The organism is Campylobacter concisus (genome assembly GCF_003048405.1).
GTDB lineage: Bacteria > Campylobacterota > Campylobacteria > Campylobacterales > Campylobacteraceae > Campylobacter_A > Campylobacter_A concisus_Q.
Map to the genome: position 1 here is coordinate 699,138 of NZ_PIQS01000001.1, position 16,394 is coordinate 715,531.

Here is a 16,394-nt window from a genome sequence, read left to right on the forward strand (position 1 = left end):
AAAAATGTGTACTTATTTGCTTAGCGAATTGCTACTAAAATGTAAAAACTAATTTTTATAATGTTGTTTAATTAGCGTGTAGTAAGTGATAAATTTTAGAAGCTATTTTACAATTAAGCTAAAAAACCTTTATAAATATAATAAAAGTACATCATACAAACATAATTACAGAGCATTGCAAATTGTTTTTGCTTTGATCTATTGGACAAAAAACTTATTAAGCATTTTTAATTTTTAAGCTTATAAAACGTAAAACAGCCTACATTTGTTAATAAAGAAAGATGCTTAAAATTTTAAGATCATACCAGGTCTCATGCATTAAAAACACATTAAGGCTTATGATAAAATATAGCTCTTTTTATAATATAAAGAGCATTTGGTAGCAATGTAAAAAGATATTAAATATGTAATTAAAGAAAGCTCAACTCAAATAGCAAAAATAAAGGTTAAAATTTAAGCTCAAATATAAAACTTAGCAAGCAAGCTATTTCTTTGCTTTTAGTTTTTGCCTATCATATCAAGCTTAGCTTTGCAGGCATCTTTATACGGGCTTATAAAATTTGAGTCAGAGCACTCATTTAAATAAGGCCTAGCCAACTTAAACTGCTTTTGTCTTATATAAATTTCACTTATCAAATTTAAAGCGTGTAAGCGGTCTTCTGGCTCAAGCTTCATGTTCAGTATAAATTTCGCCTCGTCAAGCGCCTCGTTTAGGTTATCTGTCTTTAATAATGCTTCTGAGTAGTTAAAATTTATCTTTGGCGAAAATGTATTTATTTTGGCTTTTGTTTGTAGCTCAAGAGCTTTTTTAGCATATGTTGTAGCTATGGCATAGTCATTACTTTTTATCGCGTAGTCACTTATAGCTGTATATGCTTCGATAATCTTAAAGTCTTGGCCTCTTAGCTGCTCGATAGCGCTTATGGTTGAGATCGCCTCCGTAAAGCGTTTTAATGCAAGCAATGAGTAAAACCTGTCAAAAAGAGATGGTGTTGGATCTGAGTATTCGACTGATGAGCCAAGTGAAAGCGCATCATTTGCAGCAATGATTGCATGCTCATAGTCTTTGTTTTTATATAAAATTTTGCTCAAATTTACCAGCCACTCGACCCTATCTTCTAAATTTTCATCTTTTGCATGAGCTTTTGCAAGCTCAAGTGCATCGTTATAGCGGGCCGTTCTGTAATAGCAGTTAAAGAGCTTAAATTGTGGTAATGAGATTTTATTTATATCGTAGTTTTCAAGTAAATTTATAACAGCCGTGCAATCATCTTTTATAAAATACTCTTTTGTAAGCTCTAGCGCAGCCTCATTTATCAGCTCCATTGCCTTACTTAAATTTCCATCTTTTGCCATGGTTTTGTAAGATAGTGCATCGGAGAATTTACGCTCTTTAATATCTAGCTCAAGCTCGCTTATTAAAGCCTTTTGGCTAATATTTGTTCCAGCATATTTTTCAATTAGCTCTTTATATCTTGCATGAAGTGCAGTAGCATTTTTATCCTCTTCTTCAAAAAATAAACCATCTTTTGCCTTGGTGACTTCATCGATATAATCACCATATTTAAACTCTGTCTCATATCTATTTAAGTATTCGTATGCTTTTTTCTCATCTTTTGTTTTGGCTAGATTTAGTGCTAAATTTTTTAAAGCAACTTCATAAAAATCTTTCGTCCTATCGCTATTGTTTATCAAGATTTCATAAATTTTAGCAGCCACATCAGGCATATCTTTACTGGCAAATGTGGTTGCAAGATTCATCGACTTTGTTGGGTTGTTCATAAAAAATTTTTCATTCGCATTTGCGATTTTTAGTATAAATTTCTTTGCTTCATCAAATTTTTCTTTATCAATATTTGCATCAGCTAGGCTTAGTGCTGCTCTACTTGCAAGGTCGATGTCGTTTGTGGAGTAAAGCACTTTTTCATAGTCTTTTAGGGCCTCTTTTTGTCTGCCTATCTTGTAGAGATAATCAGCATAATCAAGTGCTGCAAGTTTCGTAAATTTTGAGTTTGTGTGCTCTTCGTTTAAGATATCAAGCATATATTTTGCATCACTTGCGATGCTATCTTTTAGGTAGGCTCTAGCGATTAGATATAGCACTTCTGGATAGTTTTCATCAGATGGGAATTTTCTGATCCAAGCCCTACCTTCGCTTACGATATCTTTTGACTCGATCTCTTCAAACTCATTTTTTGTCTCAAAAATTTTATCAAGAGCCCTTAGACGAAATAGTAAAAATTCACTTGAAAAAAGGCTATTTGGATGCCTTTTTATCGCTGTTTGAGTATCTTTTACTACATTTTCATAAGCGCCCTTTTCATAAGCTCTTTTTATGCTTATGTAGATATCAATGTCATTACTATCAAGCCCAGCAATAGGGGCTTTGTTAAGATCAAGCGCTCCAATACTAGGATTTAGCATATCTTTAAAATCAGGTTTAAAATTTAGCCCAGACTTTCTCTTGCTATTTTCACTGAGCGAAGTATCTATAATGATGCTAAAGTGTTTTGAAATGGTTGTTCTTGGGCTATCTTGTACGTTTTGGCTATTATAAAGCTCAGTTTTTATATTTAGCAGTTTTGACGGTGCTTTTGGCATTATGACGATAAAAAGCTTGCCATCTTGCTTTTTATATTTTATATCCATTAATGGCAGTGTCGTATCTTCAATTTTTGGCAAAATTTCATCATCAAGCATGCAGACATAGCGTTTGGTGTCGTAAGCTAAAATTTGCTCCACGCATTCAAATTCTTGCTCATCGCTTAGCTGAAGGACGCTATAAGGTTTATCACCATTTGCGCCGCTATTTAGGCTAAGATTAAAAGCGGTTAGATAAAGCGGAAAAAATAAAATAATTAAGAGCTTTTTCATGCCGCAATTATAGTTAAATTTTCTAAAATCCTGAAGCAAAGACAAAATGCTCAATAAATTCCAAAATAGCTCCAGAAAATAAAAACGAAAAGGCCGTTCCAGCTACCGCAATGCCAACAATTACTTTTAGCGCCATCGAGATATTTGCGGTGTAGAGATTTTTATCTTTTACGATCGGCTCTTTTAAAAACATAAAGACGATTAGCTTTAAATAGTAATAAATCGCAATGGCAGAATTTATCATGATTATAACGCCAAGCACGACGTAATCAGATTTTATGAGCGATGAGATAAGCGCCATCTTGCCCCAAAAGACGCTAAAAGGCGGTATGCCAGCAAGGGCGATCATAAAAATTCCCATTATTACGGCGTAACTTGGTAAAATTTTTATAAGCCCTGAAAATTTCTCAAATGGGTGTTTAAAGCGCTTGTCCCAGCAGACGACATCATCGCACCTTGCCACCCAAAGCATAGAAAATGCGCCCAAATTTGCAAACAAAAACATAACCCAGTAAAAAAATAAGGCGACATTTGCCTCGTGAGAATTTGCCACAAGCGCACAGAGTACGACACCAGCGTGAGCTATTGAGCTAAAAGCAAGCATCCTTTTTACGTCTTTTTGCACTAGCGCCATGATGTTCGCAAGGCTCATCGTAAGCACGGCGATGATGTAGAGCATATCTTTTATCCACAAAATTTGTGAGCCCTCAAGCATCGCGAAAATTCTTAACGCGACGATAAAAGCTGCCACCTTTGGCACGATCGACATATAGCCAGCAAGTGGGGCATTTGAGCCTTCATAAACGTCTGGTATCCATGTGTGAAATGGTATGAGTGAGAGCTTAAAGCCAATGGCCGAGGCGATGAAAACGCAGCCAAGTAAGATGATCAAATTTTGATTTAGGCTAAGATCTTTTATCACAACGCCGATACGAGCGATGTCTATTGAGTTTGTCGCTAGATAAAACATCGCTATTGCCATCGCAAAAAAGCCAGCTGAGAGCGAGCCCATCGCGAAGTATTTGATAGCAGCCTCGACGCTTTTTGCCTTGTTGTGAAGGGCGATTAGGGTGTAGAGGCAAAGCGAGCTGATCTCAAGACCTAAAAAGATGATGAGTAGGTTGTTTGAGCTCACCATAAACAAAAATCCAGCGATCATAAACAAAAATAGCGCGTAGTACTCGTAAATTTTATACTCAAAATACTCTTTTGTGCTAAGTGCGAGTGGGATAAAAAGGGCTGAGGCGATTAAGATAATGACTTGAGAAATGACCGAAACGCCATCAACCAAAAGCATATCCCAAAAGCTAAGGCTAAGACCGTTAAAATCAAGTATTAGGCCCAAATTTACAAATATTGCGATGATACAAAATACGCAGTAGAAATTTCTTGAAAGATCTTTTTTTATGGTGCCAACGATTAAGATAAAAAGCGCAAAGATTATCATACTAAGCATTGGAGCAACTGAAGATAAAGAAATTTCTTTTAGATCTAAAAAGGCTATTTCGTTCATAGTTTGCTCCCACCATTTAAAGATAAAATTTTATCCTTTGTGTCGCTATTTACGGCTCTAGTTTGCATTTTGCTTATGATATTTTGCACGCTTGGCTCAAGTGGTTTTAGGATTAAATTTGGAGCAACACCAAGAGCGATTATGAGCAAGCAAAGTGGCACAAGAGCGGCTAACTCTTTAAAATTTAGATCCTTAAGGCTTAAATTTTTCTCCTTACACTCGCCAAAAAAAACCCTTTTATAAAGCACTAGCATATAAACAGCGCCCACGATGATGCTAAAGCCACCAAGTAGCGCAAAGAGCTTGTTTAGCTTAAAGACGCCAAGCAGGCTCAAAAACTCGCCCACAAAGCCAATGGTTAGCGGCAGACCGATACTTGCAAGCGTTGCTATAAAAAATATAAGCGCATACTTTGGCATAACCTTAGCAAGGCCGCCAAATTCGCAAATTTCTTTTGTGTGAGCTCTCTCATAGATGACACCAACTAACAAAAATAGCGCACCACTTACGATGCCATGGCTTATCATCAAAAATATTGAGCCACCAAGGCCTATTAAATTTAGTGAAAAGATGCCAAGCATGATGACGCCCATGTGTGAAATGGAGCTATAAGCGATCACTTGCTTCATGTCGCTTTGTGCGTAGGCAACAAGGGCTGCGTGGATGATCATAATGATAGCTATGACACAGACAAAGCCACTTAAAAGCAGGCTCGCATCTGGAAAAAGTGGAAGTGAAAATCTCACAAAGCCGTAAGTACCCATCTTTAAAAGCACGCTAGCAAGTAGCACTGAACCGATAGTCGGAGCCTGTCCGTGTGCGTAAGGTAGCCACGTGTGAAATGGAAATAGCGGAGTTTTCACACCAAAGGCGAAGAAAAATGCTAAAAATAGCCAAATTTGAGTGCTCTGTCCGATACCAAGCTTATACCAGTCAAGCAGGCTAAAGCTAAAGACGCCACTTTTTTGATAGCACAAATAGCCGATAAAGATGATCGCTACTAGCATAAAGACAGAGCCTAAAAATGTATAGATGAAAAATTTAATCGCAGCATAAATTCTATTTTTACTACCAAATGCGCCGATGATGTAAAGTAGTGGTATGAGGCTAAGCTCCCAAAAGCTGTAAAACAAGATCATATCAAGCGCGCTAAAGACGCCCATCATCGTGCTCTCTAAAAATAGTACGCTAATAACAAGGTGCTTTAAATTTCCATCATCGCTAAGGGCTGCGATAGAGATGAAACTCATAAATGCACTAAGTACGATAAGTGCTAGCGAAATGGTGTCGATGCCGACAAAATAGCTGATATTTAGGCTTTGTATAAGCTGGACTTGATGCGTTAGAACAAAGTCATAACCCTGAAAATCGACATTGACGCAGATAAAAATGGCTAGCAAAAGCTCTATGAGAGCGATGCTTGCTCCATAAAATTTTATGCTTTTATTTTCTATTAAAAAGCCAAGTATTGCGCTTATTGCAGGGAAAAATATGATTACACTTAGCATTATTTGGCTCCGTTTAATAAAAATATAAAGCTTAAAAGCAAGGCAAATCCTGCGACCATAAATCTAAGCATGATGCTTAAGTCGCCGCTTTGCATTTTATTTGCTAAAAATGCAAATTTATTTAGCGCTGTTGCGACTAGATCGACACTACGATCGATTATAATCTCATCAATCTTTTTACAAATTTGTGAGATCAAAATGTAGCCATTTATAAAAAATTTCTCATAAAATTTTGGGATAAAGTAGGCACTTTGCAAAATTTTATAAATTCTACTCTCACAAATGTTCTCTTTAAAAATTTCTTTTTTATAGGCAAATACAGCAAAGCCAGCACTTGTTAGCACTAGACCAAGTGTTAAAATAAGTAAAAAAATTTCGCTGCCGTGAGATAAATTTAGTGGAAAATCTTTTAAGCTTTTTTCTAAAAATACACTAAAGTTGCTCCAAAAAAAGCCGCTAATGATCGAGAGCACACCAAGCGCTGCCATGCCAGCTAGCATGTAGTTTTTAGCTTCATGCACGTGTTTCTCGCTCTTTGGCTTTGTAAAAAAGACGAGCATAACGAGCCTAAAGCTATAAAATGCCGTAAGTACGGCACCAAAGAGTAAAATAATCCATAAAAATTTATTCTCACTAAAAGCAACCTCTAAAATTTTATCTTTAGAGAAAAAGCCAGCAAATGGATAAAAGCCAGCCAGCGCACAGCTTGCGATGATAGAAAGTAGCACAGTTGGCTTCATAAATTTATAAAGTCCGCCCATTTTTTTGATATTTAGCTCATCATTCATCGCGTGCATGACGTTACCAGCGCATAAAAAGAGAAGCGACTTAAAAAATGCGTGCGTGACAAGGTGAAAAAGTGCGATCTTATAAGCGCCGAGTCCAGCAGCTACGAACATATAGCCAAGTTGCGAAAGTGTCGAGTAAGCGATGATCTTTTTAAGGTCATTATGCACAAGCGCGATGCTAGCCGCAAATATCGCTACAAATGTGCCAAGGTAAGCGATAAAGTGCGAGACTTCAGGTGCATTTATAAAGATAAAATTTGCTCGCACGACTAGATAGACGCCAGCTGTTACCATGGTCGCTGCGTGGATGAGTGCAGAAACTGGAGTTGGCCCCTCCATAGCGTTTGCGAGCCAGGTGTGAAATGGAAACTGCGCGCTTTTGCCCATGGCACCGATAAAAAGAAGTGTGGCAATGATGCCTAAATTTAGCCCAGAAAAGTCGCTTCTAGCGTTAAAAACCTCGCTAAATTTAAGTGAGCCAAAGCTATAAAATATATAAAAAATGCCAACAAGCATGGCTAGATCAGCGACTCTATTCATAATAAAGGCTTCGTTTGCAGCGACGTTTGCACTAGGCCTTTTATACCAAAAGCCAATGAGTAGCCACGAGCAAAGTCCAACGCCCTCCCAGCCAATAAATAACCCTATAAAGTTATCGCTTGAGACAAGGACGTTCATGCAAAAGACAAAGAGCCCAAGATAACTAAAAAAGCGGTTAAAGCTTGCATCATCTTTCATATAGCCAACCGAGTAGATATGCACGATGCTTGCCACGATACCAACGGTGCTAAGCATAACAAGGCTAATGGCGTCAAGATAGAAGCCAAAATTTAAATCCAGACCGCCAAAATTTATAAATTCTTTTAGTGATAAATTTAGCGGTTCATCTATGCCAAGGCTAGCTGTTAGCATGAGTGAGGCGGTTGTGCTAATTATCATTAAAAGTGAGCAAAAGATACCAAGTAAAAAATTTTTACTGTTATGTGAAAAAAGTCCAGAAATGATAAAGCTAAGAAGTGGGAAAAATAGTGAAATGCAAAATAAAGTCATCTCTTAGCCTTTCATATTTGTCATCGAATCTAGGCTAATGCTGCCAGTCTTTTTGTACCAAAGCACTAGTAGCCCTAACCCCACGGCGACCTCGCTAGCAGCGATAGCCACTATAAAAAATGCAACTATTTGCCCGGTTAGATCAAAGTGGTATTTTGAGATAGCCGCGAGTGCGATATTTGCCGAGTTTAGTAAAATTTCACTTGAGAAAAATAGCATGATTAAATTTCTTCTTCGCATTATGCCAATTAGCCCTATGACAAAGACTAGACTTGCAAGGATGAGGTAGTGAGTAAGTCCTATCATAGCATCTCCTCTAGCGTATTTTGAGTATTTAGGTCTTTGTGTATCAAGATAATGCCAGCAACCATTGCCACAAGAAGCATTACAGCACACATCTCAAAAGCGATCAAATACTTGCTAAAAAGCAAAATTCCAATAGCCTCGATATTGCCAAGCTCACTAACCACTGGATCTAAACTCTCAAGCTTAACGCTATAAATAGGCGCTAGAAATATAAATATCAAAAGCAGTGCTACAAAGCTACTTAAAAGATAGACAATAATCTTCGCCCTTTTGTTACTTTTTGGTTCACACTCTTTGCTGCTATCAAAAAACATCATTGCAAATGCGTATAAAACGACCACAGCACCTGTGTAGACTATTATCTGCACTACACCCAAAAACTCCGCTCCAAGCAAGAAAAATATAGCCGAGATAAAGACCATGCCAGCAGCCAAAGCTGAGACCGCGTTTAATGCGTTTTTACAAAATACGCTAAAAGAAAAGCTCACCAAAATCAAGGTACTAAAAAGATAAAATGCAAAGCTCTCATACATCTTTTGCCCCTTCTAAATTTATATCGCTCACCACTTTTGTCTCATTTTCACTCTCGCTTATAAATGCATTTGGAGTCTTTTTGACCAAGCTGTCAGAATTTTTACCAAGTGCGCCATAGCCTTCAAATTCGCTTTGATCTTTTAAAAATTTATCTTTTGTTAAAAACTCATCTTTCGTGCCAAATATAATCCTGCTCTTGCTAGCGACTTCGTACTCTTGTCCGCAAACTATCGCAAGCTCAGGACAAACATCAGCGCAAAATCCACAATACACGCATCTACTTAAATTTATTGAGTAGCTTGCGACCTTTTTGCGCCCATCTTCGCCAAGTGAAGTCTTCATCGAAATGCAGTTGCTAACGCAAATTTTCTCACATAGCCCGCACCCAATGCAACGTTCATTTTCACTTTCAACAAATTTCAAAAGCTTATGAATGCCCCTATATCTAGCATTTAGCTCCATCTTTTGCATAGGGTATTTTAAAGTATGTGACTTGCTAAAGAGCATCTGCTTTATCGTGACTTTTAGTCCGATCAAAAGATCAGGCTTAAATGTGATAGCGATGAAGTGCTTAAATTTATCAAACGTGCTCTTTGGCTTTAACTTTTCATCTATTAAAATATATTTTTTCTCACTCATTTTTCGCCTTAGATTAGTAGCATAAAGCCAGTGACTACGATATTTAAAATTCCAAGAGGAAGCAAAATTTTCCAGCAAAATGCACTTAACTGATCAACTCTTAAATGTGCCCATGAAGCCCTTACCCAAAGAAAAAAGAAAAAGACAATGCTTGATTTTAAGATGATCATCAAAGCACCTGGGATAAATAAAAATTCGTTAAATCCACCTAAAAATAAAATCGTAATGATGATGCTAGCAGCGATCATATTTGTGTACTCGCCGATGAAAAACATCGCCCATCTCATGCCACTATACTCGGTGCCATAGCCTGCTACTATCTCTGTTTCGTTTTCTGTTAAGCAAAATGGCGTTCTATTGCACTCTACGAAGCTTGCTATTAAAAAGAGCAAAAAGGCAAGGGGCTGCTTGAATATAAGCCAGCCAAAAATTCCTTTTTGATAGTTGTTTATATCCACAAGTGAGAGTGAGCTAGTTACCATTACGACGCTTAAAAGAGCCATGCCAGCGACTATTTCGAAACTAAGAAGTGAGACGACCGCACGAGCCGCGCTAATTAGTGCAAATTTATTATAGCTAGCAAGACCTGCTGCAAGTGGAGAGAAAACGCAAACTGAAGCAACACCAGCGATGTATAAAATACCAACATTAATATCTGAGAGAATCGGACGTAATGTATGTCCAAAAATTTCAAACTCAGGCAAAAACGGCACAGGTGCAAGCGCTGCAAATGCGGCAATGGCTGATATTAGTGGAGCTATTAAAAAGATAAATTTATTCGTATTTGCTGGCACGATGTCCTCTTTTGTAAAGAGTTTTATCATGTCAGCTACTATCTGTAAAATTCCAGCAGGTCCAACCATATCAGGTCCCACGCGGCGCTGCATGTAGGCTAGTACCTTTCTCTCAGCATAAGTTGCTAGTCCTGCAAGGCTTGCCATGACGGCTAAGATGACCACGGCTTTAACGATAGTGCTTAGCACAAAAAATAGTGTTTCACTCATCTCTTGCCTTTATAATTTTAACTACGGCGTAGCTTTTGCCATTAAATATAACCCCCACATCAAGCTTATCGTCATAATCGCCTAAATACGCAGCGACTCCGCCAAGTTCGCTATCAAGCTCCACGCAAATGGCAAGCTTATGCTCATCTTTTTCTAAAATAATTGCTTCATTTTGTGAAATTTCAAATTTAGCCATAAATTCGCTACTTGCATAAAGCTTAGCTCTTTTGGCTGTTTGTGTGGCATAGTTTGCAAAAAATGATGGCAAATTTATAGGATTTGTAAGGTTAACTAGAGCTTCGCCATCTTTTAAATTTGGCTCATTTTTTTCTTTTAAAAGTGGCTCTATATCATCATTTGGTGTGAAATTTGAAATTTCAAGCTTATAGCCTCTGTGACTTGTGCCGTTGTTTGCGTAAAAATTTTCTAAATCATCAAATTTAATGCCTCTATATCCTTTTTCTTTTGGCAAAAGTGGCGTGTAATCAATCGTATCTTTAGCCATTAGTCCAAGTGCGTTTGCAATATCGTTTAGAAAATAACCTTTGTGCGGTATCGCCACATTTGTTGGCACTAGGGCGTTATTTATGCTTGTAAATGTGCCTTCTTGCTGATTTAGCGCGCTAGCATCGATATCGCCTTCAAAAATGCTAAATTTAAATTCGCCATTTTCGTTATAGCCAAGCGTCTTGCCAGGCTTTTTCTCGCTTGCAAGAGTGCAAATTTTAGCAACGCCAAGTGAGTTTGTGCGTGGTGGTATTAGCATCACACGAAAAGGCGTAGCTCTTGCGATCACTCCAGTAAGTGCTGCTAGTAAATTCGCATTTTCATCCGTGTAAAAATCGCTTCCTAAAATGAGCGTAAATTTGCTTTTGCCCTCACTTAAAGCTGGTACATCTAAGCCAAAATTTTCATCAAAATTTTCAAGTTTTGATGTAAGTGCGCTAGGTAAATTTTTACCCCAGTTTTTAAGTATAAAAAGTAAAATTTGCTCTAATTTTCCAGCTTCATGCGTTACATAGATAAAATTTTTAGAATATTTTTTAACGATCTCATCGGCTATGTGATGAAAGTAAATTCCAGCTGCTTTATTCATTTTTAAAGCGTTATTTAACTTAAAGCTTGTCACTGGGCTTTCGTGTCTTAAAAAACTACCAGCACTGATGATAAAATCGCTTTTTTTAATATCTTCATAGTCTGCATTATATGAGCTAAGCCCGCTAAATTCGCTAAATTTATTTAAAAATTTTTGATAATTTAGCGCCTCATTATTTATTAAATTTAGATCAAATTTCTCTCTTAAACGCTCTAAAATAAGGGCCTCTTCGTTCGTGATAAAGCTATTAAATTTTATATTTTTGATCGCGCCATTTTTAATATTTAAAACAATCTCTTCAAATTTCTCTTCATTTTTACAGGCAAGCTCGTTGTGAAAGTCATAACCAAACCTAGCTGCTCCACTTATTTCGCCAAATGTAAAATCATTGCTGACGCGGTAAATTTGCTTACTTCTGTCGCTAGTACTCTTTTCTTTTACGTCATAGTAAATTAGCTCGCAATCGCTTTGATGTGGATTTGCTGCTGGTATATGGTTTAGCTCCCAGATATTTGTGCTATATTGAAAATGCGAACTAATAAGCGCTCCAGTAGGGCAAACGCTGATACACTCGCCACAAAATGAGCAGTCAAGACTCTCGCCCACGCTTGGACCTATTAAGCTTTTTTGCATCTTACTAAAAACTGCGTAGGCATCTTTTGGCATACTCTCTTTTAGCTCTTTTGGTACCTCAACGCCCCTTGGTACGGTCTTTAGTGCACTCTCACCGATCCTATCTTTACAAACAGTGACACATCTTTCGCAGACTATGCAAAGAGCTGGATCGTAGTTGATTAGCCCCCATTTTTTATGTGGTTTGTGCGTGTCAGCGATGGCAAATTTTTGTTCATTTACCTTTAGACGCGTGGTTAAATTTTGTAGTTCGCATTCGCCACTTTTGTCACAAACGCCACATTGAATCGGATGATTTACGCAGTAAGTCTGCATGATCGCATTTCGCTCGGCAGCGATTTCTGGCGTGTTTGTATAAATTTGCATATCCTCTTTTGCTTTGGCATTGCAGCTATACACTACTTTGCCATTTGCCTCGACCATGCAAAGCCTACAAGCAAGAGTTGGTGAACAGCCGCTAAGATAGCAAAGAGCTGGGATATAAATTCCATTTGCTCTTGCGATATTTAGGATGCTCTCGCCTTCATCTGCTTCTAAAATTTGATCATTTATGCTTATTTTCATTTACTAACTACTACTTGTTTAAATGCGTATCCATCAAACTCTTTTGCGCCAAATATCGCAACTGTGCCTTTTAGTGAATGGTCTAGTTTAAATTTTGCCTTCACGCTAAAATCTTTTGCTTTAAGCTCTAGCGTATCGCCATCTTTTGCCTTTGCTACGATACCAAACTGCACACCACCTACGATCTCATCGCTTGCATTTTTGTTTAGATAAACGACCGCTCCGTCAAAATTTTCAAGCTCTTTTAGCTCGTATATTTTGTGATAATCATTAAATTCTTTCCTGCGACCACCAGCTAAAACGACATTTTTGCCTAAAATTTCAAGTAGCCAAAAGATCGCATCTTTATCTGGATGAGTAAAAAATGAATCATCAATAACGATGTTTTTAACGTCCTTTATCCACTCGCCTAGCTCTTCAAATTCCTCTTCACCAACATTGCACTCGCCACTTATCAGCCCATCATCAAGCTCGCTAAAAAACTCATCGCAAGATAAATTTGCGTATTTGCAAAGAAGAGCTAAGACGTAGCTTATTGAGCCTATTTCGCAGCGGATTAAATTTTCGCCGCCAAGCTCGCTATCTTCGATGCAAGAAATGTACTTAAACTCGTATTCTTTTATCTTTTTTGCTAAATTTTTGTCGCTCAAGCTTAGTAAATTTGCAATGCTTAAGCTTTTACCTGCTATTAAATCATTAAATTTCATATCTTGCCCTTTTTTATAGTTAATACCCAATCAACTTGGTTAAATTTAAGCGAGTTCATCACTTCGCAGTTTAGATTATAGGCTAAATTTACAGCCTTTGTCACACCACTAAAATCGCCTATCTCAAATAAAAATATAATCACTTCATTAGGTTCGCTAGCCTTTATTTGCTGACCAAGAGTGCTCAAAAACTCACTCTTTAAGTGCCTAAGATCGACCCTTCTCATCTGTCGACCTCACCTAAGATGATATTTGTGCTACCTATGATCGTAGCGACGTCAGCGATGTACTGGCCTACCAATAAATCTTCATAAATAGCGCAGTGCCAAAAGCTTGGCGTGCGAATTTTTAGGCGATATGGGCTTGCGCTGCCGTCTGAGTTTATATAAATTCCAAGCTCTCCCTTTGGCGACTCACTAGCAAAGTAAATTTCACCTTTTGGAGGCTTTAGCCCCTGAGTTATTAGCACAAAATGCTGCATTAGCGAGTAGTTTTGGCTCATTATCTGCTCTTTTGAAGCGCTCACGTAATCTGGCGCATCAGCGATAATGGCGGGGCTACTTGTCTGATACTTGCTAACACACTGCTTTAAAATTTTTACACACTCGCGCATCTCTTTCATGTAAAGCAGATACCTTGCGTAGCAGTCGCCGTGTGTCGCATAAGGCACGTCAAATTCTAGCTCATCATAGATGAGATATGGCTCTTCTTTTCTGATATCACGTGCGACGCCGCTCGCTCTTAGCATGACGCCAGAACAGCCGCTACTAAGGGCTAGCTCTTTGCTAATTACGCCCACATCTACAAGCCTTGCTTGCCAAATTCTATTTTCGCTTAGCAGATCTTCATAAAGCGTGATGTCGCTTGGAAATTTCTCACAAAATTTAAGCAGCTCCTCGCACCAGCCATCAGGCAGATCAAGCGGCACACCACCGATCCTTATCGAGCTATGTGTTAGTCTTGCGCCGCAGTATTTTTCTATTAGATCAAGGACGTATTCACGCTCTCTAAATGCGTATAAAAAGACGCTCATAGCCCCAACGTCAAGGGCGTGCGTGGCTAAAAATAAAAGGTGCGAACTAATGCGGTTTAACTCTAAAAGCATCACTCTAATGATCTGTGCACGGCGAGGCACTTCTATAGCACAAAGCTTCTCCACGGCCGCGCAAAATGCATAGTTATTCGCACTTGATGCGATGTAGTCCACTCTATCAGTTACTGGGATAAATTCCTGATAGGTCATATTTTCAGCCATCTTTTCAACACCTCGGTGCATGAAGCCAACCTCTGGCATAGCGCGCACGACCTTTTCGCCATCAAGCTCAAGCACAAGCTTTAACTGACCATGAGCACTTGGGTGTTGTGGGCCAAAATTTAGTATCATCTTGCCGTCATTTTGCTCAAATTCTAAATTTTCAAAAAATGGTTTTAAGCGGTTTGGTGACTGGCTCAAGGTCTTTCCTTTACTATCTGGCTCTGGCTAAATTTAGCCTTTTTGACAAATTTTACGCCACCTTCTTCTTGATACTCGTACTCTTCGTTAAATACTCTTGAAAATCCAAAGGTATCTTTCTCTTCAATATAAGCTGGATCGCGGTTCTCTTCGCCAATTTGCTCTCTAAACTCGCTTCCAAAAATTTTATCCACCTCGTACCATTTAGCAGCCTCGTCGCCCACTAGCGGATAGCTCCTTAAGAGCGGGTGTGAGTGCCAGTCATCAGGCATGATGAGGCGCTTTAAATTTGGATGATCTTTAATGAGAACGCCGCTTAAATCATACATCTCGCGCTCAGCCCAGTTTGCGCTTTTGTAAAGCTCGCAAACGCTTTTTAGCATTTCATCCTTTTTAACAAAGCATTTTATGCGAGTGCGTCTATTTTTACTGATACTAAGAAGCTGATAAAAGACCTCATACCCACCGTTTTGACTTATGAAATCGACCGCAGCAAGCTCGCTAAGCTGCTCGTAGCCAAAGTTTTTTAACACCTCAAGTGTTTTGTAGTTTTTACTAGAATTTATATAAAGTACAAGCTGATCAAACTCCACATAACTAGATAAAATTTCTACTCTGCTTTGCTCTAAGATAGCTAGCTCTTCATCAAATTTAGAACCTCTTACCTCATCTTTTGGCGTCTGCTTTTCTATGTAAAATTTTTCTTTGTAATACTGCTTTTTTTGCAGATCATTCTTTGGCTTATACTCTCTCATATCTCAAGCTTCCTTGGCTTTTGCGCCCTAAATGCACTTTGCTTTCTTATCTTTTTTTGAAGCATCATAAGTGCGTATTGAAGCGTCTCTGGGCGCGGGGCACAGCCTGGGATGTAGATATCAACTGGTATTATGCGGTCTACACCTTGAACGGTAGAGTAGGTATTAAACATGCCGCCAGTGTTTGCACAGCTACCCATCGAGATGACCCACTTTGGCTCAGGCATCTGGTCGTAAAGACGCCTTGTAAACTCAGCGTGTTTTTTAGTTAGCGTGCCAGCTATGATCATTACTTCTGAGTGTCTTGGGCTAGCCCTAAAAATGGTGCCAAATCTATCAAAGTCATATCTGCTAGCGCCACTTGCCATCATCTCGATCGCACAGCAAGCAAGCCCGTAGCTAAGCGCCCAAAGTGAGTTACTCCTGCCCCACTGCACGAGCTTATCAACGGTTGTTAAAACGACTGGCAAGCCACCATTTGCAGCGTAATTTATCTGATGCTTTGCCATTTAAAGACTCCTTTTTGCCAAGCATAAGCAAAGCCGATAAGTAAAATCGCCACAAAAAGCAACATTTCAATTAGTCCAAAAATTCCAAGTAGCCTAAAATCCACCGCCCACGGATACATAAAAATGACCTCAACATCAAACAAAATAAATAAAATTCCATAAAAAAAGTAGTGGATATTTATCTTATTTGGCTGTTTTACGGTGGTTGGACCACACTCATAAAAGCCAAGTTTTAAGCGCTCGGTATTGCGGTTGGCTAGTTTTTTGCTTATTTTTGAAGATAAGAATGTTATTAAACAAAATGAACAAGTCGCTAGTAAAAGTATGATAAATGCACCAAAATAGGTACTTTCAAGCTCTGAATGTGACATACTTTGCCTTTTTTAATTTTTAAGATTCTACTAAATTTAAATTTATTTGAGCTTGAAACGGCTTAAGAGTAGGGTGAGTATTGTGCTTTT

General features: G+C 38.4%; 15 protein-coding genes. All 15 read right to left on the reverse strand.

What is annotated here, in order from left to right; genetic code table 11:
- Positions 1-498: 498 nt before the first annotated feature.
- The 15 genes from CVT18_RS03745 to CVT18_RS03815 are packed head-to-tail and all read right to left on the reverse strand — an operon-like array spanning position 499 to position 16,304.
- On the reverse strand, positions 499-2,874 hold the full coding sequence (locus CVT18_RS03745; RefSeq protein WP_103628360.1) for a tetratricopeptide repeat protein: 2,376 nt from the start codon (positions 2,872-2,874) through the stop codon (positions 499-501).
- A gap of 22 nt (positions 2,875-2,896) precedes the next feature.
- Positions 2,897-4,387 (reverse strand): NADH-quinone oxidoreductase subunit NuoN, encoded by a 1,491-nt coding sequence (gene nuoN / locus CVT18_RS03750; protein WP_103628359.1) that lies wholly within the window; start codon positions 4,385-4,387, stop codon positions 2,897-2,899.
- Positions 4,384-5,895 carry an NADH-quinone oxidoreductase subunit M gene (locus tag CVT18_RS03755; protein WP_103628358.1) on the reverse strand — a complete coding sequence of 504 codons (1,512 nt, stop codon included), beginning with the start codon at positions 5,893-5,895 and terminating at the stop codon, positions 4,384-4,386. The genes nuoN and CVT18_RS03755 overlap by 4 nt, the downstream gene beginning before the upstream one ends.
- Positions 5,895-7,733, reverse strand: coding sequence for an NADH-quinone oxidoreductase subunit L (gene nuoL, locus CVT18_RS03760; protein WP_103628357.1), 1,839 nt, complete (start codon positions 7,731-7,733; stop codon positions 5,895-5,897). Before nuoL ends, CVT18_RS03755 begins: the two co-directional genes overlap by 1 nt.
- Positions 7,734-7,736: 3 nt before the next feature.
- Positions 7,737-8,039 carry an NADH-quinone oxidoreductase subunit NuoK gene (nuoK, locus tag CVT18_RS03765; RefSeq protein WP_085657926.1) on the reverse strand — a complete coding sequence of 101 codons (303 nt, stop codon included), beginning with the start codon at positions 8,037-8,039 and terminating at the stop codon, positions 7,737-7,739.
- Entirely contained in the window at positions 8,036-8,572 is a 537-nt protein-coding gene (locus CVT18_RS03770) for an NADH-quinone oxidoreductase subunit J (RefSeq protein ID WP_103628356.1), read from the reverse strand. Before CVT18_RS03770 ends, nuoK begins: the two co-directional genes overlap by 4 nt.
- On the reverse strand, positions 8,565-9,212 hold the full coding sequence (gene nuoI, locus CVT18_RS03775) for an NADH-quinone oxidoreductase subunit NuoI (protein ID WP_103628355.1): 648 nt from the start codon (positions 9,210-9,212) through the stop codon (positions 8,565-8,567). Before nuoI ends, CVT18_RS03770 begins: the two co-directional genes overlap by 8 nt.
- A gap of 8 nt (positions 9,213-9,220) precedes the next feature.
- Positions 9,221-10,216: an NADH-quinone oxidoreductase subunit NuoH gene (nuoH, locus tag CVT18_RS03780; protein WP_021090442.1), complete on the reverse strand. Its 996-nt coding sequence runs from the start codon at positions 10,214-10,216 to the stop codon at positions 9,221-9,223.
- Positions 10,209-12,509: an NADH-quinone oxidoreductase subunit G gene (locus tag CVT18_RS03785; protein ID WP_103628354.1), complete on the reverse strand. Its 2,301-nt coding sequence runs from the start codon at positions 12,507-12,509 to the stop codon at positions 10,209-10,211. Before CVT18_RS03785 ends, nuoH begins: the two co-directional genes overlap by 8 nt.
- Positions 12,506-13,216 (reverse strand): hypothetical protein, encoded by a 711-nt coding sequence (locus tag CVT18_RS03790; RefSeq protein WP_103628353.1) that lies wholly within the window; start codon positions 13,214-13,216, stop codon positions 12,506-12,508. The genes CVT18_RS03785 and CVT18_RS03790 overlap by 4 nt, the downstream gene beginning before the upstream one ends.
- Positions 13,213-13,443: an NADH-ubiquinone oxidoreductase subunit E family protein gene (locus CVT18_RS03795; protein ID WP_103628352.1), complete on the reverse strand. Its 231-nt coding sequence runs from the start codon at positions 13,441-13,443 to the stop codon at positions 13,213-13,215. Before CVT18_RS03795 ends, CVT18_RS03790 begins: the two co-directional genes overlap by 4 nt.
- Positions 13,440-14,669 (reverse strand): NADH dehydrogenase (quinone) subunit D, encoded by a 1,230-nt coding sequence (gene nuoD / locus CVT18_RS03800; RefSeq protein ID WP_103628351.1) that lies wholly within the window; start codon positions 14,667-14,669, stop codon positions 13,440-13,442. The genes CVT18_RS03795 and nuoD overlap by 4 nt, the downstream gene beginning before the upstream one ends.
- Positions 14,666-15,424, reverse strand: a complete 759-nt coding sequence (locus CVT18_RS03805) for an NADH-quinone oxidoreductase subunit C (RefSeq protein ID WP_103628350.1) — start codon at positions 15,422-15,424, stop codon at positions 14,666-14,668. Before CVT18_RS03805 ends, nuoD begins: the two co-directional genes overlap by 4 nt.
- A complete protein-coding gene (locus tag CVT18_RS03810; RefSeq protein ID WP_012001120.1) occupies positions 15,421-15,933 on the reverse strand; it encodes a NuoB/complex I 20 kDa subunit family protein in 513 nt (170 codons plus the stop codon). The genes CVT18_RS03805 and CVT18_RS03810 overlap by 4 nt, the downstream gene beginning before the upstream one ends.
- Positions 15,915-16,304 (reverse strand): NAD(P)H-quinone oxidoreductase subunit 3, encoded by a 390-nt coding sequence (locus CVT18_RS03815; protein WP_072593995.1) that lies wholly within the window; start codon positions 16,302-16,304, stop codon positions 15,915-15,917. The genes CVT18_RS03810 and CVT18_RS03815 overlap by 19 nt, the downstream gene beginning before the upstream one ends.
- Positions 16,305-16,394 lie beyond the last annotated feature (90 nt).

Excerpts from the sequence above, each read along its gene's own strand:
- CVT18_RS03745 (WP_103628360.1), bottom strand. The coding sequence starts at position 2,874 with ATGAAAAAGCTCTTAATTATTTTATTTTTTCCGCTTTATCTAACCGCT.
- nuoN (WP_103628359.1), bottom strand. The coding sequence starts at position 4,387 with ATGAACGAAATAGCCTTTTTAGATCTAAAAGAAATTTCTTTATCTTCA.
- CVT18_RS03755 (WP_103628358.1), bottom strand. The coding sequence starts at position 5,895 with ATGCTAAGTGTAATCATATTTTTCCCTGCAATAAGCGCAATACTTGGC.
- nuoL (WP_103628357.1), bottom strand. The coding sequence starts at position 7,733 with ATGACTTTATTTTGCATTTCACTATTTTTCCCACTTCTTAGCTTTATC.
- nuoK (WP_085657926.1), bottom strand. The coding sequence starts at position 8,039 with ATGATAGGACTTACTCACTACCTCATCCTTGCAAGTCTAGTCTTTGTC.
- CVT18_RS03770 (WP_103628356.1), bottom strand. The coding sequence starts at position 8,572 with ATGTATGAGAGCTTTGCATTTTATCTTTTTAGTACCTTGATTTTGGTG.
- nuoI (WP_103628355.1), bottom strand. The coding sequence starts at position 9,212 with ATGAGTGAGAAAAAATATATTTTAATAGATGAAAAGTTAAAGCCAAAG.
- nuoH (WP_021090442.1), bottom strand. The coding sequence starts at position 10,216 with ATGAGTGAAACACTATTTTTTGTGCTAAGCACTATCGTTAAAGCCGTG.
- CVT18_RS03785 (WP_103628354.1), bottom strand. The coding sequence starts at position 12,509 with ATGAAAATAAGCATAAATGATCAAATTTTAGAAGCAGATGAAGGCGAG.
- CVT18_RS03790 (WP_103628353.1), bottom strand. The coding sequence starts at position 13,216 with ATGAAATTTAATGATTTAATAGCAGGTAAAAGCTTAAGCATTGCAAAT.
- CVT18_RS03795 (WP_103628352.1), bottom strand. The coding sequence starts at position 13,443 with ATGAGAAGGGTCGATCTTAGGCACTTAAAGAGTGAGTTTTTGAGCACT.
- CVT18_RS03805 (WP_103628350.1), bottom strand. The coding sequence starts at position 15,424 with ATGAGAGAGTATAAGCCAAAGAATGATCTGCAAAAAAAGCAGTATTAC.
- CVT18_RS03810 (WP_012001120.1), bottom strand. The coding sequence starts at position 15,933 with ATGGCAAAGCATCAGATAAATTACGCTGCAAATGGTGGCTTGCCAGTC.
- CVT18_RS03815 (WP_072593995.1), bottom strand. The coding sequence starts at position 16,304 with ATGTCACATTCAGAGCTTGAAAGTACCTATTTTGGTGCATTTATCATA.